Genomic DNA, 21,133 nt, shown 5'->3' on the forward strand with positions numbered 1-21,133 from the left:
AGCTTGCGGTCTGCCGCCACCAGTCCATCGGTATCAGACCCGGTGGGCCGAACCCAGGTATTCGGACGAGCGCATCTCGCGGAGGCGACTGACGGTACGGTCGAATTCGAAGGCGAGCCGCTTGCCCTGATACAGCTCCTCAACCGGGGCAGCGGCGGACAGCAGCAGTTTCACGTGGCGATCGTAGAATTCATCCACCAGGCTGATGAAGCGTCGGGCTGATTCGTCACTGTCGCCATCGAGTATCGGCACCCCGGAGATGATCACCGTGTGAAACTCCCGGGCGATCTCGATGTAGTCCACCTGACTGCGTGGTCCCTCGCAGATGGCCTTGTAGTCGAACCAGACCACGTCATCAGCCCGCGCCCGCACCGGGATCTTGCGACCCTCCACCAGTATGCTGCTGTCGTAGCGGGGTTTCTCCGGCGCCAAATGCTCGAACTCTTCCTTCAGCGCCGCGGCGGCGGCCTCATCCGCCGGTGTATGGTAGATCTCGGCCTGTTCCAGGTAACGCAGCCGGTAGTCGGTGCCACCGTCCACATTGAGCACCCGGGTATGGGTTTCCAGCAGGCGAATCGCCGGCAGAAAGCGCTCGCGCTGCAGGCCGTCCCGATAGAGCTTGTCCGGCGGAATGTTGGAGGTCGCCACCAGCGTGACACCCTTCATGAACAGGGCATCGAGCAGGCCGCCCAGGATCATGGCATCGGTGATATCGGAGACGTAGAACTCGTCAAAACAGAGTACGCGATTATCGGCGGCGAAATCTTCCGCCACCCGGGTCAGCGGGCTCTGCTGATCACGCAGTTTTTTCAGTTCGCCGTGCACCATGTGCATGAAGCGATGAAAGTGCATCCGCCGCTTGCCCGGGAAGGGCAGGCAATCGAAGAAGGTATCCATGAGATAGGTCTTGCCGCGACCCACACCACCCCATAGGTAGAGACCCTGGACCGGCTTGCGCACGACGCTGCGCCGACCAAGCAGTTTGCCCAGCACGCCCCTGGCGGGGGCCTCTTCCCGGGGTTGCGCGAGCAATTCATCGTAGAGCGCCTGCAGCGCTTCCACCGCCCGCCGCTGCGCCGGGTCGTCGACGAAGCCGGCGGTTTCCAGATCGCGGTTGTAACGTTCAATGGGGGTCATGTTTTCTTATGTTGCAATGCAATGTCCGGCGCGCATTATAGCGTCGTCAATCAACCCGCGCCGAGAAGGCTCCGCAATTGCTACAATGAGCGCCTTTTCCTGCGACCGGACGGCGAGGGACATGCACCGCGAGCGACCGACACGAGGAGTGGCATAACAATGGCAGACAACAGGCGTAGCAAGGCAGTGACAGCGGGTGTGAAGCGCGCACCGAACCGGGCGATGCTCCGGGCGGTGGGCTTCAAGGATGAGGATTTCGACAAACCCATTGTCGGCGTGGGCAACGCCCACAGCACCATCACCCCCTGCAACATGGGTATCGGACCGATTGCCGCCCGGGCCGAGGAAGCGCTGCGCCGCGCCGGCGCCATGCCACAGAACTTCGGCACCATCACCATTTCCGACGGCATCTCCATGGGCACCGAAGGCATGAAGTATTCGCTGGTGTCCCGGGAGGTGATTGCCGACTCCATCGAGACGGTGGTCAACGGCCAGAGCATGGACGGCATCCTCGCCACCGGTGGCTGCGACAAGAACATGCCCGGCGCCATGATCGCCCTGGCGCGCCTGAACGTGCCCGGTATTTTCGTCTATGGCGGGACCATCCTGCCCGGTCACTACAAGGGCCAGGACCTGACCATCGTCAGCGCCTTCGAAGCGGTGGGGCAGTACTCGGCGGGCAACCTGTCCGATGAAGACCTCAAGGGCGTGGAGAGCAACGCCTGCCCGGGTGCCGGCTCCTGTGGCGGCATGTACACGGCCAACACCATGTCCAGCGCCTTCGAGGCCATGGGCATGAGCCTGATGGGCTCCTCCACCCAGTCCGCCGTGGATCCGGAGAAGGCGGACTCCGCTGCCCGCTCCGCCGAAGTACTGGTGGACGCGATCCGCGCCAACCGCAAGCCCCGGGATATCATGACCCGCAAGGCCTTCGAGAACGGCTTCGCCCTGGTCATGGCGGTGGGTGGATCCACCAACGCGGTGCTGCACCTGCTGGCCATCGCCAACGCCGCCGAGGTGGACTTCTCCATCGATGACGTGGAGGAGATCCGTCGCAAGGTCCCCGTGTTCTGCGACCTCAAGCCCTCGGGCCGCTACGTGACCAGCGAGTTCCACAAGGTGGGCGGGACGCCGCAGGTCATGAAGATGCTGCTGAACAATGGCCTGCTGCATGGTGATTGCCTGACCATTACCGGGCAGACCATCGCCGAGCTACTGGCGGACGTGCCGGATGAACCAGCGGCGGGACAGGACATCATTCGCCCCTTCGACAAGCCGCTTTACAGCCATGGTCACCTGGCCATTCTTCGCGGCAACCTGGCGGAGGAAGGCGCGGTGGCGAAGATCACCGGCCTGAAGAAGTCCTCCATCACCGGCCCGGCCCGGGTGTTCGACTCAGAAGAGGCGTGCATGGATGCCATCATGGCCCGGGAGATCAAGGCCGGCGACGTGCTGGTGATCCGCTACGAAGGCCCCAAGGGTGGGCCGGGCATGCGCGAGATGCTCTCCCCCACTTCGGCAATCATCGGTGCGGGGCTCGGCGACGAGGTCGGGCTGATCACCGACGGCCGCTTCTCCGGAGGCACCTACGGCATGGTGGTGGGTCACGTGGCACCGGAGGCCTACGTGGGTGGCAACATCGCCCTGGTGCGCGATGGCGACACCATCACCATCGACGCCAGGCGCAACCTGCTGGAGGTGGCGCTCTCCGACGACGAGTTGGCCCAGCGGCGCAGCGAATGGAAGAAGCCCGAACCCCGGTATCGGCGCGGGGTGCTGGCCAAGTACGCCAAGCTTGTGTCCTCGGCCCGCTTCGGTGCAGTGACCGACAAGGACCTGGATATCTAGGGAGCTATCCGGGGAGACTCCCGGCGTGCCTGTATGAGCCTGGAACCCATCGTCGTCGCCGGCGTGTTCGCCGCGTTCTTCGCCGGCGGCGTGATCAAGGGCATGGCCGGCTTCGGCCTGCCCCTGGTCAGCCTGCCTCTGCTGACCCTGGTAGTGGATGTGCGCATCGCTCTGGCATTGATGGTGGTGCCCATTGTGGGCACCAACGTCTACCAGACCATACAGGGCGGTCTGGGGCTGTCCACACTGCGCAGTTTCTGGTGGCTGTTCCTGGTGATGGCGCTGGGCTTTCCTGTGGGCGCACTGCTGATCTTCTGGTTGGATCCATCCCTGCTGGTGGGGTTGCTGGGTCTCGCCATCGCTGCCTTCGCGACCTTCAACCTGCTGCAACCATCCCTGACGCTGCCTGCTCGCTTGCATCGTCCGGTGGGAATCGGCGCCGCATTCACCGGCGGCGTGCTGGGCGGGCTGACCACGCTGTTCGGTCCACCCCTGCTCATGTACCTGCTGGCGCTGCAACTCCCGCACAAGGTGTTCATGCGGTTGCTCGGAGCCATTTACCTGTTCGGCGGAGTGCTACTGCTCGTCACCTATGCCGGCACCAGCATCCTGACACCGATCCTGGCGGTCTATTCAACGCTGTGCATCGTGCCCGGCATACTCGGCATGAAAGCCGGGCAGGCTTGGGGCAACCTGGTCGCACCGGCAACCATGCGGCGCCTGACGCTGCTGTTCCTGCTACTCATGGGCGGGACCATGCTGCGCAACTTCTTCTGAGAGAGGGCGTCCCTGTCACACCACCGTGACCTGGATGGCGCCAACACCCGCAATCCGGGCGTCCAGGATGTCACCCCGCGCCACGGCGCCAACCCCCGCCGGCGTCCCGGTCATGATAAGGTCCCCGGGGCACAGTTCGAACAGGGCCGACAGATGCGCGATGATCTCCGGCACTGTCCAGATCATTTGCTTGAGATCCCCTTGTTGTCTTGGCACCCCGTTGACCAGAAGCCGGATATCGCCCTGCTGCGGATGCCCGACCCGGGCCACCGGGGCAAGGGAACCACAGGGAGCGGAATGCTCGAAAGCCTTGCCAACCTCCCAGGGCCGTCCCGCCGCCTTTGCAGCCGCCTGCAGATCACGTCGGGTCATGTCGATACCTACCGCGTAGCCCCAGACACAGGCCAGAGCCTGCGACGCGGAAATGTCGCGCCCACCCCGGGAGAGCGCCACCACCAGCTCCACTTCGTGGTGCACATCCTGAGAGGCTGCGGGGTAAGGGAACACGCTATGCTCCCCGGGCAGGAGGTTGTCCGGGTTCTTCTGAAAGAAGAACGGCGGCTCCCGATTCGGGTCGTGTCCCATTTCCACCGCATGCGCGGCATAATTCCTCCCCACGCAGTAGACGCGGCGCACCGGAAACAGCGCGTCATCGCCCTGCACCGGCAGGACAGTCACGGGTGGGGGGGCAAGGACATAGCGGGATTCGTCGGCAGCGGACATCCGGGCCCCTCCTGATTCATGACGCTGATACGCAGACCTCAAGATACCAGTGTCCGGAACCCAGGGGCCGGTAATCGGTCCATGGTCATTCGGGTTGGCCGCCGGCCGTCCAACCCAGGATTCTCACGACGGGAGGCTTCATGGAGTTGCTGTCCGAGTACGGTCTGTTTCTTGCCAAGACCCTGACCCTGGCTGCGGCCGTGCTGATCGTGGTGGGCACCATCATCAGTATGGGCAGTCGCGGCCGGGATCGCAGCCGGGAACAATTGGTCATCCGCAAGCTGAACCAGCGCTACCAGGACATGGAGCAGACGCTGCGTCAGGCCGTGGTCCAGAGGCCCAGGAGACGGCTGCGCCTGCCCTTTGGCGACCGGAAAAAGGACCTGCCCGACGAGAAGCCGGACCCGGAGCGCAAGCGGGTCTATGTGCTGCGCTTTGATGGCGACCTGCGGGCCAGCAAGGTGGACAGCCTGCGCGAGGAAATCTCGGCGGTGCTCACCTTGGCCCGACCCGGGCAGGATGAAGTGGTGGTAACCATCGAGAGCGGCGGCGGACTGGTGCACAGTTACGGACTGGCTGCCTCCCAGCTTGCCCGCCTGCGTCAGCACGAAGTTGCGCTGACGGCAGCGGTGGACAAGGTCGCCGCCAGCGGCGGCTACATGATGGCCGCTGTTGCCAACCGGATCATTGCCGCGCCGTTCGCCATCGTCGGCTCCATCGGCGTAGTGGCGCAAATACCCAATCTGCACCGTTTCCTGAAAAAGCATGACATTGACCTGGAACTGCACACCGCCGGTGAACACAAGCGCACCCTCACCGTGCTCGGCAAGAACACGGAGTCGGGCCGCCGCAAGTTCCAGCAGGAACTCGACACCACCCACGACCTGTTCAAGGACTTCGTGCATCGCTACCGGCCACAGCTCGAACTCGACAAGGTGGCCTCCGGCGAGCACTGGTACGGGGAGCAGGCAAAGGGCCTTGGCCTGGTGGATGAGTTGCGCACCAGCGACGATCTCCTCATGGACCTGACCAGGGAGGCGGATGTCTTTCAGATCACCTTCCGTCGCAAGGAGTCCATGTCCCGGCGCCTTACCCTGGCGGTGGAGACGGCCATGGAGCGCTGGATGGGGCGCGGCTGACGCTGCCCCCGGCTGTGTCAGTCCTCGCCCTTTTCCACCAGGAAGATGTAGACGCCGTCCTGTTCCCGGTGGCTGAGCATCCGGTGGTTGGTCTTTTCGGTGAACGCCAGAAAGTCGATCACCGCGTGGGGGTCCGTGGCCTCGACGCGAAGCACCTCTCCCACGGCCAGGCGCAGCAGGGCACGCTTGGTCTGAAGAATCGGCAGCGGACAGTTCAGGCCGCGGGCGTCGAGTTGATGCTGGTGTTGGTTGGTCATCTGACATGCAAGCCGTTGGCCGCCATGCGCATGGCTGGCGGGCGTGATCGGGAATGGTAAGATAACGCCCCTTTTGAACGAGGCATATCCCATGAGCAAGAAAGAGCACGACGAAGCCATTGACCCGCGCTCGTTCACCGACAAGCGCATCCTCGAGGAGCACAGCCGCGAGGAAGTGGAAGCCTGGCGGCGCGAGGCACACGCCCAGCATAAGCGCTGGATGGAAGTGATGCACAACCAGTACGGCAAGGACTGACCGGGCTCAGTCAAGAAAACCCGCCAACGCCTCGGCCACTCGTGCCGGCTGATCGTGATGCAGCATATGGCCGGCCTCGGGAATGCGCACGGCCTGCACATCCCCGATAAGCGCCTGACGGCGGCGCAACTCGTCCTCACCACCGAGCATGCCCACCACGCCGGAGGCCTCGCCAATCATCCACAGCGATGGTGCCCTGATCTTGCGCCAGCAGGCCTCGGCCTCGTCCAGGCGATAGAGCACCGGATTCGCCCTCTTGTGCCGGGGGTCCCCCAGCAGGCAGCGGGATCCATCCGGAAGCGGCCGGGTCCAGGCTTCCGCGACGAAAAGCGCACGGTCCTCCGGCAAATGCGGATGGCGCTGACGCAACCTTCTGGCGAGGGCCTCCAGTGAACGCACGCCCTTGTGGTTCGGCGGCGAGGCCTGCTCATCGAGCCATTGCCGGTAGCGGTCCACCGCCTCCGCCGGCACCCGTCGGGCCATGCCGAAACCCTCCAGCAGGACCAGCCGGCGCACCCGCTCCGGCCGCAACCCGGCATACAGCCCGGCAATGTTGCCACCCATGCTGTGACCCACGATATCAACCGGACCGTCATGTGCGATGGCGTCCAGCAGCGCGTCCAGATCGGCGAGATAATCGGGAAACCAGTATCCACCCGGCGCATGTCCACTGTGACCGAAGCCCCGCCAGTCCGGTGCCAGCAGGCGGCGCTCACTGGTGAGGGCATCAACCAGGAACTGCCAGGTGAGGCCGACATCCATCCAGCCATGCAGCAGCACGGTGGGGCGTCCCGTCTCCGGCCCCCAGCAATGCAGGTGGTAGTCGATACCCCGCAGCCGAAGCCTGGTGGAACGCGCTTGACGTATCGCCTGGTATGTATTCAAGAGCGCGCCTTCCAGCGTCGCCGGTGCTCCGGCTCGGTGAATGACCATTCAGCGGCGGCATAGTCCGCCGCTGGGACGTCCAGCAACAACCAGGCGGCGAAGTCGGCCACTTCGGTCGGGTCCTCCAGTTCGCCCCGGGCGTGCAGGTCGAGAAAGCGCTGCACCCGGGGGAACGTCTCCGGCGTCTGGTTACGGATCAGGGCCTGCATGGGCGTATCCACCACACCTGGGCGCAGCGAGCCGACGGCGATGGACGATGCCGCGAGTTCCTCCCGCAGCACCTGATAGATCATGTGCAGGGCAGCCTTGGCAGTGCAGTAGCTCCCCCAGCCCGGATAGGCGCCATGAGCCGCCCCCGACGAGATGTGCAGTACCCGGCCACCGGGAAGCTTGTCCAGCAGTGCCTGGGTAAGAAACAACGGCCCCTCCACATTCACTGCCTGGGCAGCGCGCCAGGCCTCCAGGGAGACGTTGGCCAGGGGGCCGATGGGTTCCAGAACGCCAGCGTTATGGACCAGGCAACGCACCCGGCGATCACCTATGGCATCGACAATGCGCGCTCGGCCCGCCGGGTCGCCGACATCCGCCGATATGGCCTGCATGTGTGCTGACGCATGAGCGCAGGCCTCCTGCAGCAGACCAGCGCGCCGCCCCACCAGCAGCACACCCAGCCCCCTGTCAGCCAGGCCCCGGGCCAGAGCCCGACCGATACCCGTGCCCGCACCCGTCACCACTGCCAGATCCGTCATGTCGCCTTCCCCTCGATCGTGCATTTGCGCGGCCAATAGTCTGGGCAGAGGGGATTGACAGAGCAAGCACGTCGCTCTGGGAACAACCTGTTACCTTAGGGGCATGAGCGGCTGCCTTACGGAGCTGACGGGCGTCGCACCTGCTACAGTCATGAAAAAAAGCGGACACCAACCCGCGCAACGTGGGAGGAGAGAGCATGGCTTCTTATAGGGAACTGTATCGCCGCTCCTGTGAAGAACCGGAGGCGTTCTGGCGCGAGCAGGCGCAGCAGATCGACTGGTTTCAGCCACCGGAAAAGATACTCAGCCAGGACGAGAAAGGGTTCTACCGCTGGTTCGCCGGCGGCAAGCTGAACATATCCCACCTGGCGCTGGACCATCAGATCAACCAGGGGCGCGGTGAGCAGACCGCCATCATCTACGACTCGCCAGTCACCGGGCAGAAGCGCCCCTACAGCTACAACGAATTGCGTGATGCCACGGCAAAGGCGGCGGGCATGTTGCGGGATCTCGGTGTGGGCCACGGCGATCGCGTCGTGATCTACATGCCCATGATTCCCGAGGCCGTCATGGCCATGCTGGCCTGCGCGCGCATCGGCGCGATCCACTCGGTGGTCTTCGGCGGTTTCTCACCTCACGAACTGGCGGTGCGCATCGACGACGCGGCACCCAAGGTGGTGCTGACGGCCAGCTGCGGCATCGAGTTCGACAAGGTGATCCCCTACAAGCCCCTGGTGGACGAGGCCATTCGGCGCGCCACGCACAAGCCTGACAATGTGGTGGTCTATGCCCGCCCGCAGGCGGAAGCCGCGCTCACCGCCGGGCGCGATCTGGACTGGGACACCGAGGTGGCCCGGGCCAAGCCTGCGGACCCGGTGCCGGTGGAGGCCACCGATCCGCTCTATGTGCTCTACACCTCCGGTACCACCGGCAAGCCCAAGGGTGTCATTCGAGACACCGGCGGCTATGCAGTTGCGCTGAATTTCAGCATGGGTGCGGTCTATGACCTGGCACCCGGCGACGTCTTCTGGACGGCGTCCGACGTAGGCTGGGTGGTGGGCCATTCCTATATCGTCTATGCGCCGCTGATTCGCGGCTGTACCAGTGTGGTATACGAGGGCAAGCCCGTGCGCACACCGGACGCCGGTGCATTCTGGCGGGTGATCTCGGAGCACAAGGTGAAGAGCTTTTTCACCGCCCCTACCGCCTTCCGGGCGGTCAAGAAGGAGGATCCCCAGGGCAAGCTGCTGGCCGACTACGACATCAGCTGCCTGCAGAGTGTCTTTCTCGCCGGCGAGCGGCTCGACCCCCCCACCTACGAGTGGCTCAAGGGCCTGCTTCAGCGGCCGGTGGTCGATCACTGGTGGCAGACCGAGACCGGCTGGCCCATCGCGGCGAACCCCATGGGCATCGAACCGCAGCCGGAACGCAGTGGTTCGGCCACCTTCCCGGTAGCCGGCTACCAGGTTGAGATACTTGATGACCTGGGAAATGCCGTTCCCCGTGGCCAGCAGGGCAATATCGCCATCCGCCTGCCCCTCCCCCCCGGCTGCCTGCCCACCTTGTGGGGCGATGACGACCGTTTCCGCAGCTCCTACCTGACCGCCTTTCCCGGCTACTACAACACGTCGGACGGCGGCTATCTGGACGAGGACGACTACCTGTTCGTGATGGGTCGGGTGGATGACGTGATCAACGTGGCCGGTCACCGGCTATCCACCGGTGAGATGGAAGAGCTGATCGGGGGTCATGTCGCCGTTGCAGAATGCGCTGTAGTGGGGGTTCGGGACGAACTCAAGGGCGAGATGCCGGTGGGTTTCGTGGTGCTGAAGAACGGTGTCGAGATCGACCACGGCACGCTGGAAAAGGAGCTGGTGCAGATCGTGCGCAGCGAGATCGGCGCCTTTGCCTGCCTGCAGCAGGTGGCTATCGTCGGAAAGTTACCGAAAACCCGCTCCGGCAAGATTCTGCGCAAGAGCATCCGCCAGCTATCGGTGGAGGAAGACGTGCCGGTGCCATCCACCATCGATGACCCGACCAGCCTCGACGCCATCCGCGATGCGATGCGCGAGGAACGGATCGGTCGCTATGGGGATGCCGCTGGCTGAACCGCACGGTCCGGTCGACGGCGGCCTGATCTGGACGGGAGACCATGGCAAGCCACTACCTGCAGCACTTCTTCGCGCCCTCACGAATTGCCGTGATCGGCGCGAGCGAACGCCCGGGCGCGGTCGGTACCCGGGTGTTCGCGAACCTGCTCGATGGCGGCTTCAAGGGCGACGTCGTGCCAATCAATCCCAATCGGGAAACGGTGGCTGGTCATGCCTGCCCGGACTCGGTGCGCGACATGTCGCCGCCACCCGATCTGGTCGTGATTTGCGTGGCGGCGCGTCATCTGCCCGGCGTCCTGGAGGACTGTGGCCGGGTGGGTGTGCATGCCGCGCTGATCATCGCCGCCAGCCTGATGGACGTCGGCCGCAACCTGAAGCGGATCGAGCAGCGTGCACTGGAGGCGGCACGTCGCCACGAGATCCGCGTCATCGGTCCGGACTGGGTGGGCCTGATGCGCCCACCAGTGGGCCTCAATGCCAGCTTCAGCAAGCATCGCGTGACCCAGGGGCAGATCGCCCTGGTGTCGCAATCCGGGGCAGTGACCTCGTCGGCACTGGACTGGGCCGCTGACCGGGGCATCGGCTTCTCCACGGTTGTATCCCTGGGCGACACCCGGGACGTGGACTTCGGCGACCTGCTGGATTTTCTCGCCACCGATCCCACGACCCGCAGCATCCTGCTGTTTATCGAGGCGGTGGGGGACGCCCGGCGCTTTCTGAGCGGCTTGCGGGCAGCAGCCCGGCTGAAACCGGTGATCGTGATGAAGGCAGGACGACACGATCCCGGCGCATCCGCCGCCCGCTCCCACACCGGCAGACTGGTTGGCCGTGACGACGCATTCACGGCGGCCGTTGATCGCGCCGGTGCCGTGCGGGTTCGCGAAATCGGCCAGCTCTTCTCGGTAGCCGAATTGCTGGCCAGTGGCCAGCGCCTGTCCGGGGATCGCATCGCCGTGCTCGGCAACGGGGGCGGACCCGGCATCATCGCCACCGACCTGTTACAGGATCGCGGCCTGCGGCTGGCGACACTGGCCGCGGACAGTGAACGGGCACTGGCCAGTCTGATGCCCCCCTGCGGAGAGTCGGGCAACCCGGTCAATCTGCTCGGTGATGCCGATGCGGCGCGTTACCGCCGCGCATTGTCCCTGTGCCTGGCCGATGACGGCGTGGATGGCGTACTGACGTTGCTGTCACCCCAGGTCATGACCGATCCGGTCGCCTCCGCCAATGCCGTTAGGGAGGCGGCAGACGGCCAGCGCAAGCCGGTACTGGCCTGCTGGCTTGGCGGCGGTAGCATTCGCACCGCCAGGAAAACGCTCACGGAACAACGCTTTCCCAATTTCGCAACACCGGAAAACGCCGTGGAAGCCCTGTCGGCGCTGGCCCGCTATCGCGACAGTCAGCAACGCCTGCTGCAGGTTCCCGCCGCCGGCGAACGCGCCCAGGAGCCTGACGTGAGCGCGGCGCGGCGAATCATTGCCGAGGCGCAGCGGCGCGGCCAACCCCGGCTGACACCGATGCAGTCGAAACGGGTGCTGGCGGCGTTTCGTCTGCCGGTGATTCCGACGGTGGTAGTACGAAGCGCCGAGGCGGCAGCCGAGGCCGCCGCAGAATTCGACAGTCCCGTGGCAGTCAAGATCAACAGCGTGGCAATTGCCCACAAGGCGGATGTTGGCGGTGTTCGCCTCAACATCACCACCCCGTCGGCGGCGGCACAAGCCTATGAAGACATCGTCGCCACGGTCACCGCCCGCTACGAGCCGGCGCTGCTGGATGGGTGCTCCGTGGAACCCATGCACGCGCCGCAGAACGGTCGCGAAATCATGCTCGGTGCAGTTCGCGACCCGGTCTTCGGGCCAGTATTGTCATTCGGCGCCGGTGGCTCCATGGTGGAAATGATCCAGGATCGCGCCTGCGGCCTGCCGCCACTAAACGATTTTCTCGCCCGGGACATGCTGCAACGCTCGCGGGTCGGCGCCTTCCTCGGCCTGGACGCACCATCCGCTCTGCGCGGGCAACTGGAGCAGGCCCTGCTGCGCCTGTCGGATCTGGTCTGCCTGCTGCCGGAGATCTGCGACGTGGACGTGAACCCGGTGATCGTGGACGCGGACAGCCTGGTGGCCGTGGATGCCCGCATCCACCTGTGTGCGGGGGCACCCCGGACGGACCCCACCTACCCGCATATGGCGATCATGCCATACCCGGCCCATCTGGCACGGCACGAGACCCTTGCCGACGGTGAGCAGATCCTGGTCCGACCCATCCGCCCGGAGGACGCCGAACTCGAGCAACGCTTTTTCGCCGACTTGTCCCCACGATCACGTTATTTCCGCTTCATGGAGCATATCCAGGCGCTCAGTACCACCGCGCTGGTGCGCTTCACGCAGATCGACTACGACCGGGAAATGGCATTGGTGGCTGTGCGGGAGACACCAGTGCAGATCGAGGCGTTGGGGGTGGCGCGTTATATCATCAATCCCGACGGGGTGAGCTGTGAATTCGCCCTGGCGGTGGCCGATGCCTGGCACGGTCGGGGGGTTGGCCGCCGGCTCATGGAGCGGCTCATGGAGACAGCGCGCAGTCGGGGGCTTGCGGAGATCAAGGGTGAGGTCCTGGCCAATAACCAGGCCATGCTGGGCCTGATGACGCGGCTCGGCTTCAACCGCAAGCGCGATCCGGAAGACCTTGCCATTACGCATGTCAGCCGCCCGCTCGCGGAACCCTGATCACCACTACGGTGGGGTCGGCGTCGATCCTGTGCTAACGTCCTCAGGCATCCGGGGCAAGACCCCGACCAGATCGTGAGCACCCCATGGAAACCCTTTACATCCCAGTCACGGTGATCGTGTTACTGGCGGCCATAGTCTGGTACCGCCTTCGGGTGCGCTCCCGGTTCCGCCGTCAAACGATTCGGGTGCGCCCCTCACCAGTGATGGACGAATCCACCGCCCATGCCTATCTCAGCCTGGTCCGTGCCCTGCCGGATCATCTGGTATTCCCGTCGGTGAGCTACAGCGCCTTTCTCCGCCCCCACGGTGACAAGGCCAGGCAGACTGATGGCGATGTCGACGCCCTGCTCCACGCCCATGTGATCGATTTCCTGATTTGCCGCCCCACCACCGAGGCCGTGGCGGCGGTCAGATTGCAGGGCCAGGACGCCTCGGCCACGGAAGCCGAAGCGCTGCTGCGGGAGGCAGCCATTCCGGTGCTGCGCTACGACCCGAAACGACCCATGGACGAAATGGAACTGGCAGAAACGGTGCGGGACCTGGAGTCCCTGAGCACGGTCAGGCTGGAGGATGTGCCCGGCATCGCCACCACGCCCGCTCCAAAGGACGGGGATCGCCGGGCACGGCGCCGCGCGACGGCGGCCCGTGACCGGCAGGAACCACGCCTCTGAAGACTTCGTCAGACCACCACCCGAACCGGCTCACCGTTGCGCCAGCCGCGAATATTCTCGGCAAGCTGTTCACAGATGCGCTGCCGGGCCTCGTGACTGCCCCAGGCCGAGTGCGGCGTCACGATGAGGTTGGGAATGTCGTCATCCAGTAGCGGATTGCCGCTGCGCGGCGGCTCCTCGGTGAGCACATCGAATCCGGCGCCACCCAATCGTCGCTGACGCAAGGCTTCCACCAGCGCCTCTTCATCCACCAGCCCACCGCGGGCCGTATTGATGATGAAGGCAGTGGGTTTCATCATGGCAAGCTCGCGCCGACCGATCAGCCCCCTGGTGTCATCGGTGAGCGGGCAGTGCAGGGTCAGCGCATCCACCTGGGGCAACAGTTCGTCCAGCGGCACCCGGTCCGGCTGCGGCTTGCCGCCGGGGCGCTGCGCCGACAGCACCTCCATTCCCAGGGCCCGGGCCAGTTCAGCGGTGCGCCCGCCCAGGGTCCCCAGCCCCACGACGCCGAGTTTCTTGCCGGCCAGTTCGACGATGGGATAATCCAGCAGACAGAAATGGGCGCTGCGATTCCACTCCCCCTGTTGCACATCCCGGTGGTAATCAATCAGCCGGGTGGCCAGCGCCAGCAGCAGTCCGATGGCATGCTGGGCGACGGAATCGGTGCCGTAGCCGCGGACGTTGACCACGGTGATGCCCAGTTCCTGGCAGGCGTCCAGATCGATGTTGTTCACGCCGGTGGCCACCACGGCTATCATCTTCGGTCTAGCCTGCTCCAGATCCTGGCGCGATACGCGGACCTTGTTGGCAATCACGATCTCGAAGCCGGTAATACGCTCCAGCACCTGATCGGCGCTGGTATGGTTATGGTAGACGATCTCATCCACGGCGGCCTCTGCCCCGCTCAGATCAAGATCGCCCCGGTCCAGAGACTCGCGTTCGAGAAACACTGCGCGCATTGCTTGTTCTCCAGTTTGCGTCAGTCGTGCATGTCGATGGGTCACCGCCCCGCATCCGGCAATCCGGTGCCAGTCTGTGTATTATCCCCTGCTCCGAGAGACTGGATGGCGATGATGCTTGCGATCGGCCCCTACCGGTTCCCCAACAATCTGGCGCTGGCGCCCATGGCGGGTGTCACCGACCGACCGTTTCGCATCCTCTGCAAACAGCTGGGTGCCGGGCTCGCCGTGTCGGAGATGGTGGCCTCGAATCCGGCGCTGCGCAACAGTCGCAAGTCGCGACTGCGCCGCGACCACGACGGTGAGGTTGCGCCGCGTATCATACAGATCGCCGGTGCGGAACCGGCCTGGATGGCGGAGGCGGCCCGCTACAACGTCGCCCAGGGCGCGCAGATCATTGATATCAACATGGGCTGCCCGGCGAAGAAGGTGTGCAACCGGGCCGCCGGGTCGGCGCTGCTCTCGGATCCCGCTCTGGTGCGGGACATCCTGCAGGCCACGGTGGAATCAGTCGCGGTACCAGTCACCCTGAAGTTTCGCAGCGGTCCGTCAGCGGATTGCCGCAATGCCGTGGAGATCGCCGAACTGGCCGAGTCCTGCGGTATTGCCGGGCTGGCGTTGCATGGTCGCACCCGCGCTGACGCCTACCGCGGACATGCGGAATACGACACCATCCGGGCGGTCAAGCAGGCGGTTAGTATTCCGGTGCTCGCCAATGGCGATATCGACAGCCCCGAAAAAGCCCTGGGAGTGCTGGAGCACACCGGCGCCGATGGCCTGATGATCGGCCGTGCCGCACAGGGTCGCCCCTGGCTGTTCCGTGAGATCGCCCACTACCTCGACACCGGTGAGGAACTGGCGGCCCCCACCATGGAGGAGATCGCCGAGATCATGCTGGGTCACCTGCGGGCACTGCACGCATTCTATGGCGAAACCCAGGGTGTGCGAGTGGCCCGCAAGCACATCGGCTGGTACCTGGCCGACCAGCCCGATGGCGCAACAGCCCGGCGGCAACTGGTGCGCATGGAGGGCGCCCGGGAACAACTCGATGGCGTCAGCGCCTATTTCCGGGAGCGGGGCCATGCCCGCTGCGCGGCCTGAAATGCAGCGCCTGCTGCGCTGGCCGCTGGTGATCGGCGGTATGGTGCTGGGCTATATGATGGGCGGGCCCATCGGTGGTTTTGTCGGCCTTGCCGCCGGCTACTGGCTGGCAAAACAGCAGGCCAGACCCGCCAAACCCGCCCTGCCGGACGAGGTACGAGCGGCCTACCAGGCCTTGGGCGTCAAACCCAGGGTCAGCAACGAGGGCGTCCGCGAGGCCTATCGCCGGCTGATGAATCGCCATCACCCGGACAAGCTTGGCCCCGATGCTACAGCCGATGATCTGGACAACGCCCGGCGCCGCACGCTGGAAGTGCGCGAGGCCTACGAGCGCATCCGCCGTCGTCGGGGCATGCCCTAGTGTCCCATCAGGCCCGGCCCTTGCCATTGGGCCAACGCCAGGAACTCCGCCCCCGGGCGATTTGCCAGCCGATCCAGGTGTGCACCGCGAGCGTTACCACGATCAGCAGCCCGCCGGCCACGGTGAGTGACGGCGGCTCCTCGGCGAGCAGCATCCAGACCCAGAGCGTGCCGAGTATGGTCTCAACGAGCAGGAACAGGGACACCTCCGCCGCCGGGATGTAGCGGGTTGCCTCGGCCATCAGCCCCATGGCCAGCGGCATCTGCACCAAGCCCATGATCGCCAGCCAGAACAGGCTGTCCCAACCGATACGCAACGGTTCGGCAAACGGTGCGGCAATCAGGCAGGCGAATAATCCCGCCAGGGCCACCATGGCCATGCGGTCCACACTGCCGTGACGGCGCAGTATGGTCAGATTGAGGCCAAAGCAGAATGCCGCCAGCAGGGCGTAAAGGTCCCCGAGCCAGCCACCCAGCCCGAAGGACCCGGCAAACACGATGATGATGCCGGCGATGCACAGCAGCATGGCCACCCAGGTGCGGCGCGGCACCCACTCACGCAGGAAGATCCCGGAGATCAGGGCGGCGAATAAAGGCGCGGCGGTGAGGATCACCATCACGTTGGCGACCCGTGTGTTGAGGATGGCCATGACGAAAAAGATCATGGTAATGGCGTAGCCGAGCCCGGTGACAAAGGCGGGGATGCCGCCCTCCCTCGCCGCCTGCCAGACCCAGCGCCTGCGCAACAGGCGGCAAACCAGCGTCATGGACAAGGCGATGAATAGCCCACGCCAGAACACCACATCCCAACCCGGCACGCCGGCGAGGCGCACCAGCAGACCGTCGAAGCTCAGGGCCGTCGTGCCCACCGCCGCCAGCACGGTGCCGCGGCGTGTGTCGAGACCCAGTGGATTGTGATTGGCGAGGGCCAAGGCCGCCTCCTGATCGCGCAAACCCGCCAAGGCTACCCGCTGCGGCCATGCATGTCATGAAGGGGGCTGGCGAAACGGGTATCCTCGTCGGCGACTAACGGAGAGAGGTCCACCATTCGTGCTCCAGTTCCTGTTCGCCCTGATTGCGCTGGCCGGTGTGGCCTGGCTGCTGTCACCACCATGGCTGCGCCAGCGCATGCGGGAGCGTGTTCGCGGCATGGGCCTGTGGATCGGGTTGATCGTGCTGGTGCTGTTGCTGGTGAGCGGACGCATGCCCTGGCTGCTGGGTGTGCTCGGTGGTGCGGCACTGCTCGCACTCCGTGTGCTGCCCTTGCTGCGCATGCTGCCCTGGCTCAGGCGCCTGATGGGCGGCGGCGATGCCGGCGCGACGGAGGGCGGCAAGCCGCTGCGGGGGCGCTACATCCAGTTGTGGCTGGAAGAGGACAGCGGCCGCATGGATGGCGATGTGCTGCGGGGCAACTGGCGGGGCTGGCGCCTGAGCCGCCTGTCGCTGGGCGAACTCGAAGCCATCCTCGCCGTCTGCGAGCGGGAGGATGCGAACTCCGCGGCCCTGCTCAAGGCCTATCTGGAACGCAACCATGGCCGCAACACCGGCCCCACCTCCACCGCCATGTCCGAGGCCGAGGCCCGGGCCATTCTCGGCGTGGCGCAGGACGCCGATGCCGAGACCATCACCCAGGCTCACCGCCGCCTCATCCAACGCCTGCATCCGGACCGCGGCGGCTCCGACGCCCTCGCCTCCCGGGTGAACGCAGCGAAACGGGTCTTGCTTGGCAATCGGAGGTAGCGACTGGCACCGTGATCAGCGCCGTTGTGGTGCGTTACGCGCTGCGCGCTAACACACCCTACAGCGGACGCGGCAACACGTAGGGTGCGTTGGGCCAAAGGCCGTAACGCACCAACACGGCGTTGGCCACGCCACCCCGACGCCAAGGCACAAACGGGGTGCGGGTGCGCCGCTCGGAGACCGTATGCGAGAGGGACCTCGCATACGAGCCCCCAGGGAGGGGTTCACGGCGTGTCTCCGAGCGGCGTACCCGTACCCCGTTCCCCGATAATTCTCCCGTAGCGTCTGTTAGCGCGCAGCGCGTAAGGCACCACAGCGGCCCCGAGGTCGGCGCGGGTCGCCGCAGCTGTTAAACTATGGCGTTCTTCTGGTCGCGAGGATCGAGACTGAACATGAAACGGCTGCAGGATATCCCGGTTGTTGTCAGCGGTTCGAAGTTCCAGACCGAACATGGCTTCAGCGCCATCAAGAACGGCCAGAAAAAGCGCAGCGACGTCACGCCCGTGCCCCGGGGCGACAAGCCCGCCTGGCTGCGGGCCAAGGTGCCCACCGGCGCCGGATACACCGCTGTGAAGCAGAATGTGCGCAAGCACCGGCTGGCCACGGTCTGCGAAGAATCCATGTGCCCGAATATCGGCGAATGCTGGAATGCAGGCACTGCCACCATCATGCTAATGGGTGCGGTTTGCACCCGCGCCTGCCGCTTCTGCGCCGTTGATACCGGCAACCCCAGGGGCTGGCTGGATCCGGAAGAGCCCCGAAACACCGGCGAATCCGTACAGCTCATGGGTCTGCGCTACGTGGTGCTGACCTCGGTGGACCGGGACGACCTGCCCGACGGTGGCGCTGCCCACTACGCGGCCTGTGTACGGGCGGTCAAGGAACTGAACCCGGAAACCGCAGTGGAAGCGTTGACGCCGGACTTCCAGGGCCGGCTGGAAGACGTGGAGACCGTGGTTGATTCCGGCCTCGAGGTCTTCGCCCAGAACGTGGAGACGGTGCGCCGACTGACCCATCCGGTGCGCGATCCGCGGGCCTCCTACGAACAGACACTGGTGGTCCTGGCCCATGCCAAGCGCCATCGCCCCTCGGTGCTGACCAAGACCAGCCTGATGCTCGGGCTGGGGGAAACCGACGAGGAAATCCGCGAATCCCTGGAAGACCTCAAGGCCGCCAACGTGGACATTGTCACCTTCGGTCAGTACCTGCGGCCCACCGCGAACCACCTGCCGGTGGAGCGCTACGTGACCCCGGAGCAATTCGCCGAGTACCGGCGCTGGGGCCTGGAGATGGGCTTTCTCGAAGTGGTGTCCGGCCCACTGGTGCGTTCCAGCTATCGTGCCGACCAGGTGCTGGAAAAGAACAATGTCGGGCTAGTGTCCTGAAACGGAAGTTCGTTGCAGGACACTGGACACAGCCAGCGGCCAGTAGCCGCCGGCGGGCCGTCACACCGTCTACAGGAGCGCTTCGGCCGCAACGGCGAGCCGGGAGCGCTCCACATCCTGCAGGGTCACATGGGCCGCGTGCTCCCAGGGCTGGAAACTCTGCACGAGATAGGTCAGCCCCGACGATGTTTCCGTGAGATAGGGGCTGTCGATCTGGTTGACGTTGCCAAGACAGACGATCTTTGTGTTGCGCCCGGCCCGGGTGACCAGGTTCTTCATCTGCTTCGGTGACAGGTTCTGGGCCTCGTCGACGATAAGAAACGTGTCGTTGAAAGTCCGGCCGCGCATGAATCCCAGGGAACGGAACAGCACCCGGCCGGCCAGCATGTCCTTGGTGGCCGCCCCGGCCCAGCTGTCGTCGGTGCGCAGCAGGGCGTCCAGATTGTCCTGTATGCCGCCCATCCAGGGCGCCATTTTCTCTTCCTCGGTTCCGGGCAGAAAGCCGATGTCCTCGCCCATGGGGATGGTTTCCCGGGTCACGATGATCCGCTCGAAACGCCGTTCCTCGTAGACCTGGTGCAGCCCGGCGGCCAGGGCGAGATAGGTCTTGCCGGTACCCGCAGGTCCCGCCAGGGTGACGAGATCGATCTGTGGGTCGAGCAGGATGTTAAAGGCAAAGTTCTGCCGGGAGTTATGGGCGTTTGCGCCCCACACGGCATGGCGCTCGGCGCGAAAATCACGGCAGACTTCCAGCACCGCAGTGTCGTTCTCCACGCTGCGCACCAGCGCCTCGAAGCCACCGCCCTCCTCGTGTTCGCAGACCAGCAGGCCAGGCATCCACTGCTGCACGACCTCACCCTGCACGCGGTAATAGCTCCGGCCGGACTGCTGCCATGATTCGATGTCGGCACCCAGGCGCTCCCAGAAGGCCGAGCCAAGTGCCTGCACACCGGAGAACATGGCGTCGATATCATCCAGCACCCGGTCGTTGCGATAGTCCTCCACGGGGATGCCCAGCGCGGCGCACTTGACCCGCAGATTGACGTCCTTGCTGACCAGAATGACGGTCTCGTCGGCACGGGCCTTCCGGGCGGCACGGGCTTCGGCAATGATGCGATTGTCCGGGACGCCGGCGTCCAGGCCGACGGCACTCTCTTCACCCTCGGCGGGCATCAGGAAGTGAAGCCGACCACCACTGCCATCCCGACCTAGCGGCACGCCGCCAGCCACCTGGCTCATGTCCACCTGATCGAGCAGTGCACTGAGATTACGGGAGGCCTGGCGGGCGCTGCGTGCGGCGTCATGGTTGCCGCGCTTGAGATGATCCAGTTCTTCGAGCACCGTCATCGGGATGATGACGTCATGTTCCTTGAATTTGTACAGGCAGGCTGGGTCGTGGATGAGGACGTTCGTATCGAGCACGTAGGCGCGGCGCGCCTTCTTGTCGATCCTGACCATGGCACCTCCGGGTTACGGGCCGGTTTCCAGCCGGCCTCACGTTGGAGCTTACCCCGCCGTTTTGCATCGCGCCACAACTGCCTGGATGCGCTGGCTGAAGACCGTGTACCGCATCAGACTTCCGTCGCGGCGGGCCGCCGGCGTGGTATGTCGGCCAGCAAGCTGAGTTGCAGCCAGGAGGGAAACGCCTCGCACAAGCGGCGCGGGCCGTGGAGCCTGATTTGTCCGTCGGTGAGCGCCCGGCGCAAGGGAAGGTCTCCGTACCAGACCAGTGTGATGGTCCCGCTATCCGTGGTTACGAACAGGTCGGCATCGAGACCCGGGTCGGTGATGCACAAGTCCACCCCCGAGCTGTCACCGATAATCCAGCGCAAGCGCTTCACCACAGGCTGATCGGTGAATTCGAATTGAATCACCGTGCGTGTGTGCGGCATCCGCTCCAGATGCATCCGCCGGTGCATGTCCCACATCACCAGATCCGGGTCGGCCCTGTCCTCGCTCAGCGTGGCCGGCAGCCGACGCTTGCTCCACACCGCCAGACTCTCCAGGGTCGGGGCCAACTCCGCGCCGGCCTCGCTCAGAACATACTCGGTCCGCCCGCCGCTGCGCCGACGCTCCACGATACCCGCCTTTTCCAGGGTCCTGAGACGTCGTGTCAGCAGCGTGGGGGACATGCGCGGCACGCCACGATGGATTTCGTTGAACCGATGCGAACCGAGCATCAGTTCGCGGATCACGAGGGTCGTCCAGCGTTCTCCGACGATCTCGGAAGCCAGGGCAAGCGGGCAGAACTGACCATATCCTTTCATGAGAAAAACCCGACCAGGATTCAGGGAAATTATTGCCGT

20 protein-coding genes are annotated in these 21,133 nt (G+C 65.0%); 11 read left to right on the plus strand and 9 right to left on the minus strand.

Annotated features, from left to right (window positions below; translation table 11 throughout):
• Positions 1-33: 33 nt before the first annotated feature.
• Positions 34-1,137: a cell division protein ZapE gene (zapE, locus tag J2T57_RS11420; RefSeq protein WP_253478192.1), complete on the minus strand. Its 1,104-nt coding sequence runs from the start codon at positions 1,135-1,137 to the stop codon at positions 34-36.
• 159 nt (positions 1,138-1,296) lie between these two features.
• On the opposite strand from zapE, the gene ilvD reads away from it, so the two are divergent.
• Together ilvD and J2T57_RS11430 are read left to right on the plus strand one after the other, a co-directional pair.
• Positions 1,297-2,985: a dihydroxy-acid dehydratase gene (gene ilvD, locus J2T57_RS11425; RefSeq protein ID WP_253478194.1), complete on the plus strand. Its 1,689-nt coding sequence runs from the start codon at positions 1,297-1,299 to the stop codon at positions 2,983-2,985.
• A gap of 33 nt (positions 2,986-3,018) precedes the next feature.
• A complete protein-coding gene (locus tag J2T57_RS11430; protein ID WP_253478196.1) occupies positions 3,019-3,762 on the plus strand; it encodes a sulfite exporter TauE/SafE family protein in 744 nt (247 codons plus the stop codon).
• A gap of 15 nt (positions 3,763-3,777) precedes the next feature.
• Here the strand turns inward: J2T57_RS11430 and J2T57_RS11435 are convergent, their stop codons facing one another.
• The gene (locus J2T57_RS11435; RefSeq protein WP_253478198.1) at positions 3,778-4,485 is read right to left on the minus strand and encodes a fumarylacetoacetate hydrolase family protein; all 708 of its coding nucleotides are present in this window, start codon (positions 4,483-4,485) and stop codon (positions 3,778-3,780) included.
• A 140-nt stretch (positions 4,486-4,625) separates the two neighbouring features.
• Between J2T57_RS11435 and sohB the strand changes: the two genes are divergently transcribed.
• Entirely contained in the window at positions 4,626-5,624 is a 999-nt protein-coding gene (gene sohB / locus J2T57_RS11440) for a protease SohB (RefSeq protein WP_253478200.1), read from the plus strand.
• A 17-nt stretch (positions 5,625-5,641) separates the two neighbouring features.
• Here sohB and J2T57_RS11445 read toward each other — a convergent pair whose 3' ends face one another.
• Positions 5,642-5,881, minus strand: a complete 240-nt coding sequence (locus J2T57_RS11445) for a sulfurtransferase TusA family protein (RefSeq protein WP_253478202.1) — start codon at positions 5,879-5,881, stop codon at positions 5,642-5,644.
• Positions 5,882-5,972: 91 nt separating this feature from the next.
• On the opposite strand from J2T57_RS11445, the gene J2T57_RS11450 reads away from it, so the two are divergent.
• A complete protein-coding gene (locus tag J2T57_RS11450) occupies positions 5,973-6,137 on the plus strand; it encodes a hypothetical protein (protein ID WP_253478204.1) in 165 nt (54 codons plus the stop codon).
• A 6-nt stretch (positions 6,138-6,143) separates the two neighbouring features.
• Here J2T57_RS11450 and J2T57_RS11455 read toward each other — a convergent pair whose 3' ends face one another.
• Entirely contained in the window at positions 6,144-7,070 is a 927-nt protein-coding gene (locus tag J2T57_RS11455) for an alpha/beta fold hydrolase (protein ID WP_253478207.1), read from the minus strand.
• The gene (locus tag J2T57_RS11460) at positions 7,019-7,771 is read right to left on the minus strand and encodes an SDR family NAD(P)-dependent oxidoreductase (protein WP_253478210.1); all 753 of its coding nucleotides are present in this window, start codon (positions 7,769-7,771) and stop codon (positions 7,019-7,021) included. The genes J2T57_RS11455 and J2T57_RS11460 overlap by 52 nt, the downstream gene beginning before the upstream one ends.
• 197 nt (positions 7,772-7,968) lie before the next feature.
• Between J2T57_RS11460 and J2T57_RS11465 the strand changes: the two genes are divergently transcribed.
• The 3 genes from J2T57_RS11465 to J2T57_RS11475 all read left to right on the plus strand — a co-directional run bounded on the left by J2T57_RS11465 (position 7,969) and on the right by J2T57_RS11475 (position 13,282).
• Complete coding sequence (locus tag J2T57_RS11465; protein WP_253478213.1) at positions 7,969-9,879, plus strand: propionyl-CoA synthetase; 1,911 nt, start codon at positions 7,969-7,971, stop codon at positions 9,877-9,879.
• A gap of 44 nt (positions 9,880-9,923) precedes the next feature.
• Positions 9,924-12,608 carry a bifunctional acetate--CoA ligase family protein/GNAT family N-acetyltransferase gene (locus J2T57_RS11470; RefSeq protein ID WP_253478216.1) on the plus strand — a complete coding sequence of 895 codons (2,685 nt, stop codon included), beginning with the start codon at positions 9,924-9,926 and terminating at the stop codon, positions 12,606-12,608.
• Between the two features lie 86 nt (positions 12,609-12,694).
• Positions 12,695-13,282, plus strand: coding sequence for a DUF2726 domain-containing protein (locus J2T57_RS11475; RefSeq protein WP_253478219.1), 588 nt, complete (start codon positions 12,695-12,697; stop codon positions 13,280-13,282).
• Positions 13,283-13,290: 8 nt separating this feature from the next.
• On the opposite strand, the gene J2T57_RS11480 is transcribed toward J2T57_RS11475, so the two are convergent.
• Positions 13,291-14,241: a 2-hydroxyacid dehydrogenase gene (locus J2T57_RS11480; RefSeq protein ID WP_253478221.1), complete on the minus strand. Its 951-nt coding sequence runs from the start codon at positions 14,239-14,241 to the stop codon at positions 13,291-13,293.
• Between the two features lie 105 nt (positions 14,242-14,346).
• On the opposite strand from J2T57_RS11480, the gene dusB reads away from it, so the two are divergent.
• Together dusB and J2T57_RS11490 are read left to right on the plus strand one after the other, a co-directional pair.
• Positions 14,347-15,342, plus strand: coding sequence for a tRNA dihydrouridine synthase DusB (dusB, locus tag J2T57_RS11485; RefSeq protein ID WP_436262693.1), 996 nt, complete (start codon positions 14,347-14,349; stop codon positions 15,340-15,342).
• The gene (locus tag J2T57_RS11490) at positions 15,323-15,703 is read left to right on the plus strand and encodes a J domain-containing protein (protein WP_253478223.1); all 381 of its coding nucleotides are present in this window, start codon (positions 15,323-15,325) and stop codon (positions 15,701-15,703) included. The genes dusB and J2T57_RS11490 overlap by 20 nt, the downstream gene beginning before the upstream one ends.
• A gap of 7 nt (positions 15,704-15,710) precedes the next feature.
• Here J2T57_RS11490 and J2T57_RS11495 read toward each other — a convergent pair whose 3' ends face one another.
• On the minus strand, positions 15,711-16,634 hold the full coding sequence (locus J2T57_RS11495; protein ID WP_253478225.1) for a DMT family transporter: 924 nt from the start codon (positions 16,632-16,634) through the stop codon (positions 15,711-15,713).
• Positions 16,635-16,752: 118 nt separating this feature from the next.
• Between J2T57_RS11495 and J2T57_RS11500 the strand changes: the two genes are divergently transcribed.
• Complete coding sequence (locus J2T57_RS11500; protein WP_253478227.1) at positions 16,753-17,442, plus strand: J domain-containing protein; 690 nt, start codon at positions 16,753-16,755, stop codon at positions 17,440-17,442.
• A gap of 392 nt (positions 17,443-17,834) precedes the next feature.
• A complete protein-coding gene (lipA, locus tag J2T57_RS11505) occupies positions 17,835-18,827 on the plus strand; it encodes a lipoyl synthase (RefSeq protein WP_253478229.1) in 993 nt (330 codons plus the stop codon).
• Positions 18,828-18,896: 69 nt separating this feature from the next.
• On the opposite strand, the gene J2T57_RS11510 is transcribed toward lipA, so the two are convergent.
• Both J2T57_RS11510 and J2T57_RS11515 read right to left on the minus strand, forming a co-directional pair.
• A complete protein-coding gene (locus J2T57_RS11510) occupies positions 18,897-20,285 on the minus strand; it encodes a PhoH family protein (RefSeq protein WP_253478231.1) in 1,389 nt (462 codons plus the stop codon).
• Positions 20,286-20,398: 113 nt separating this feature from the next.
• Positions 20,399-21,094 carry a winged helix-turn-helix transcriptional regulator gene (locus J2T57_RS11515; protein ID WP_253478233.1) on the minus strand — a complete coding sequence of 232 codons (696 nt, stop codon included), beginning with the start codon at positions 21,092-21,094 and terminating at the stop codon, positions 20,399-20,401.
• Positions 21,095-21,133: the final 39 nt, after the last annotated feature.

The organism is Natronocella acetinitrilica (assembly GCF_024170285.1).
Lineage (GTDB): Bacteria > Pseudomonadota > Gammaproteobacteria > Nitrococcales > Aquisalimonadaceae > Natronocella > Natronocella acetinitrilica.

Coding starts and splice junctions, on each gene's coding strand:
- zapE (WP_253478192.1), bottom strand. CDS start 1,137: ATGACCCCCATTGAACGTTACAACCGCGATCTGGAAACCGCCGGCTTC.
- ilvD (WP_253478194.1), top strand. CDS start 1,297: ATGGCAGACAACAGGCGTAGCAAGGCAGTGACAGCGGGTGTGAAGCGC.
- J2T57_RS11430 (WP_253478196.1), top strand. CDS start 3,019: ATGAGCCTGGAACCCATCGTCGTCGCCGGCGTGTTCGCCGCGTTCTTC.
- J2T57_RS11435 (WP_253478198.1), bottom strand. CDS start 4,485: ATGTCCGCTGCCGACGAATCCCGCTATGTCCTTGCCCCCCCACCCGTG.
- sohB (WP_253478200.1), top strand. CDS start 4,626: ATGGAGTTGCTGTCCGAGTACGGTCTGTTTCTTGCCAAGACCCTGACC.
- J2T57_RS11445 (WP_253478202.1), bottom strand. CDS start 5,881: ATGACCAACCAACACCAGCATCAACTCGACGCCCGCGGCCTGAACTGT.
- J2T57_RS11450 (WP_253478204.1), top strand. CDS start 5,973: ATGAGCAAGAAAGAGCACGACGAAGCCATTGACCCGCGCTCGTTCACC.
- J2T57_RS11455 (WP_253478207.1), bottom strand. CDS start 7,070: ATGGTCATTCACCGAGCCGGAGCACCGGCGACGCTGGAAGGCGCGCTC.
- J2T57_RS11460 (WP_253478210.1), bottom strand. CDS start 7,771: ATGACGGATCTGGCAGTGGTGACGGGTGCGGGCACGGGTATCGGTCGG.
- J2T57_RS11465 (WP_253478213.1), top strand. CDS start 7,969: ATGGCTTCTTATAGGGAACTGTATCGCCGCTCCTGTGAAGAACCGGAG.
- J2T57_RS11470 (WP_253478216.1), top strand. CDS start 9,924: ATGGCAAGCCACTACCTGCAGCACTTCTTCGCGCCCTCACGAATTGCC.
- J2T57_RS11475 (WP_253478219.1), top strand. CDS start 12,695: ATGGAAACCCTTTACATCCCAGTCACGGTGATCGTGTTACTGGCGGCC.
- J2T57_RS11480 (WP_253478221.1), bottom strand. CDS start 14,241: ATGCGCGCAGTGTTTCTCGAACGCGAGTCTCTGGACCGGGGCGATCTT.
- dusB (WP_436262693.1), top strand. CDS start 14,347: ATGGCGATGATGCTTGCGATCGGCCCCTACCGGTTCCCCAACAATCTG.
- J2T57_RS11490 (WP_253478223.1), top strand. CDS start 15,323: ATGCCCGCTGCGCGGCCTGAAATGCAGCGCCTGCTGCGCTGGCCGCTG.
- lipA (WP_253478229.1), top strand. CDS start 17,835: ATGAAACGGCTGCAGGATATCCCGGTTGTTGTCAGCGGTTCGAAGTTC.
- J2T57_RS11510 (WP_253478231.1), bottom strand. CDS start 20,285: ATGGTCAGGATCGACAAGAAGGCGCGCCGCGCCTACGTGCTCGATACG.
- J2T57_RS11515 (WP_253478233.1), bottom strand. CDS start 21,094: ATGAAAGGATATGGTCAGTTCTGCCCGCTTGCCCTGGCTTCCGAGATC.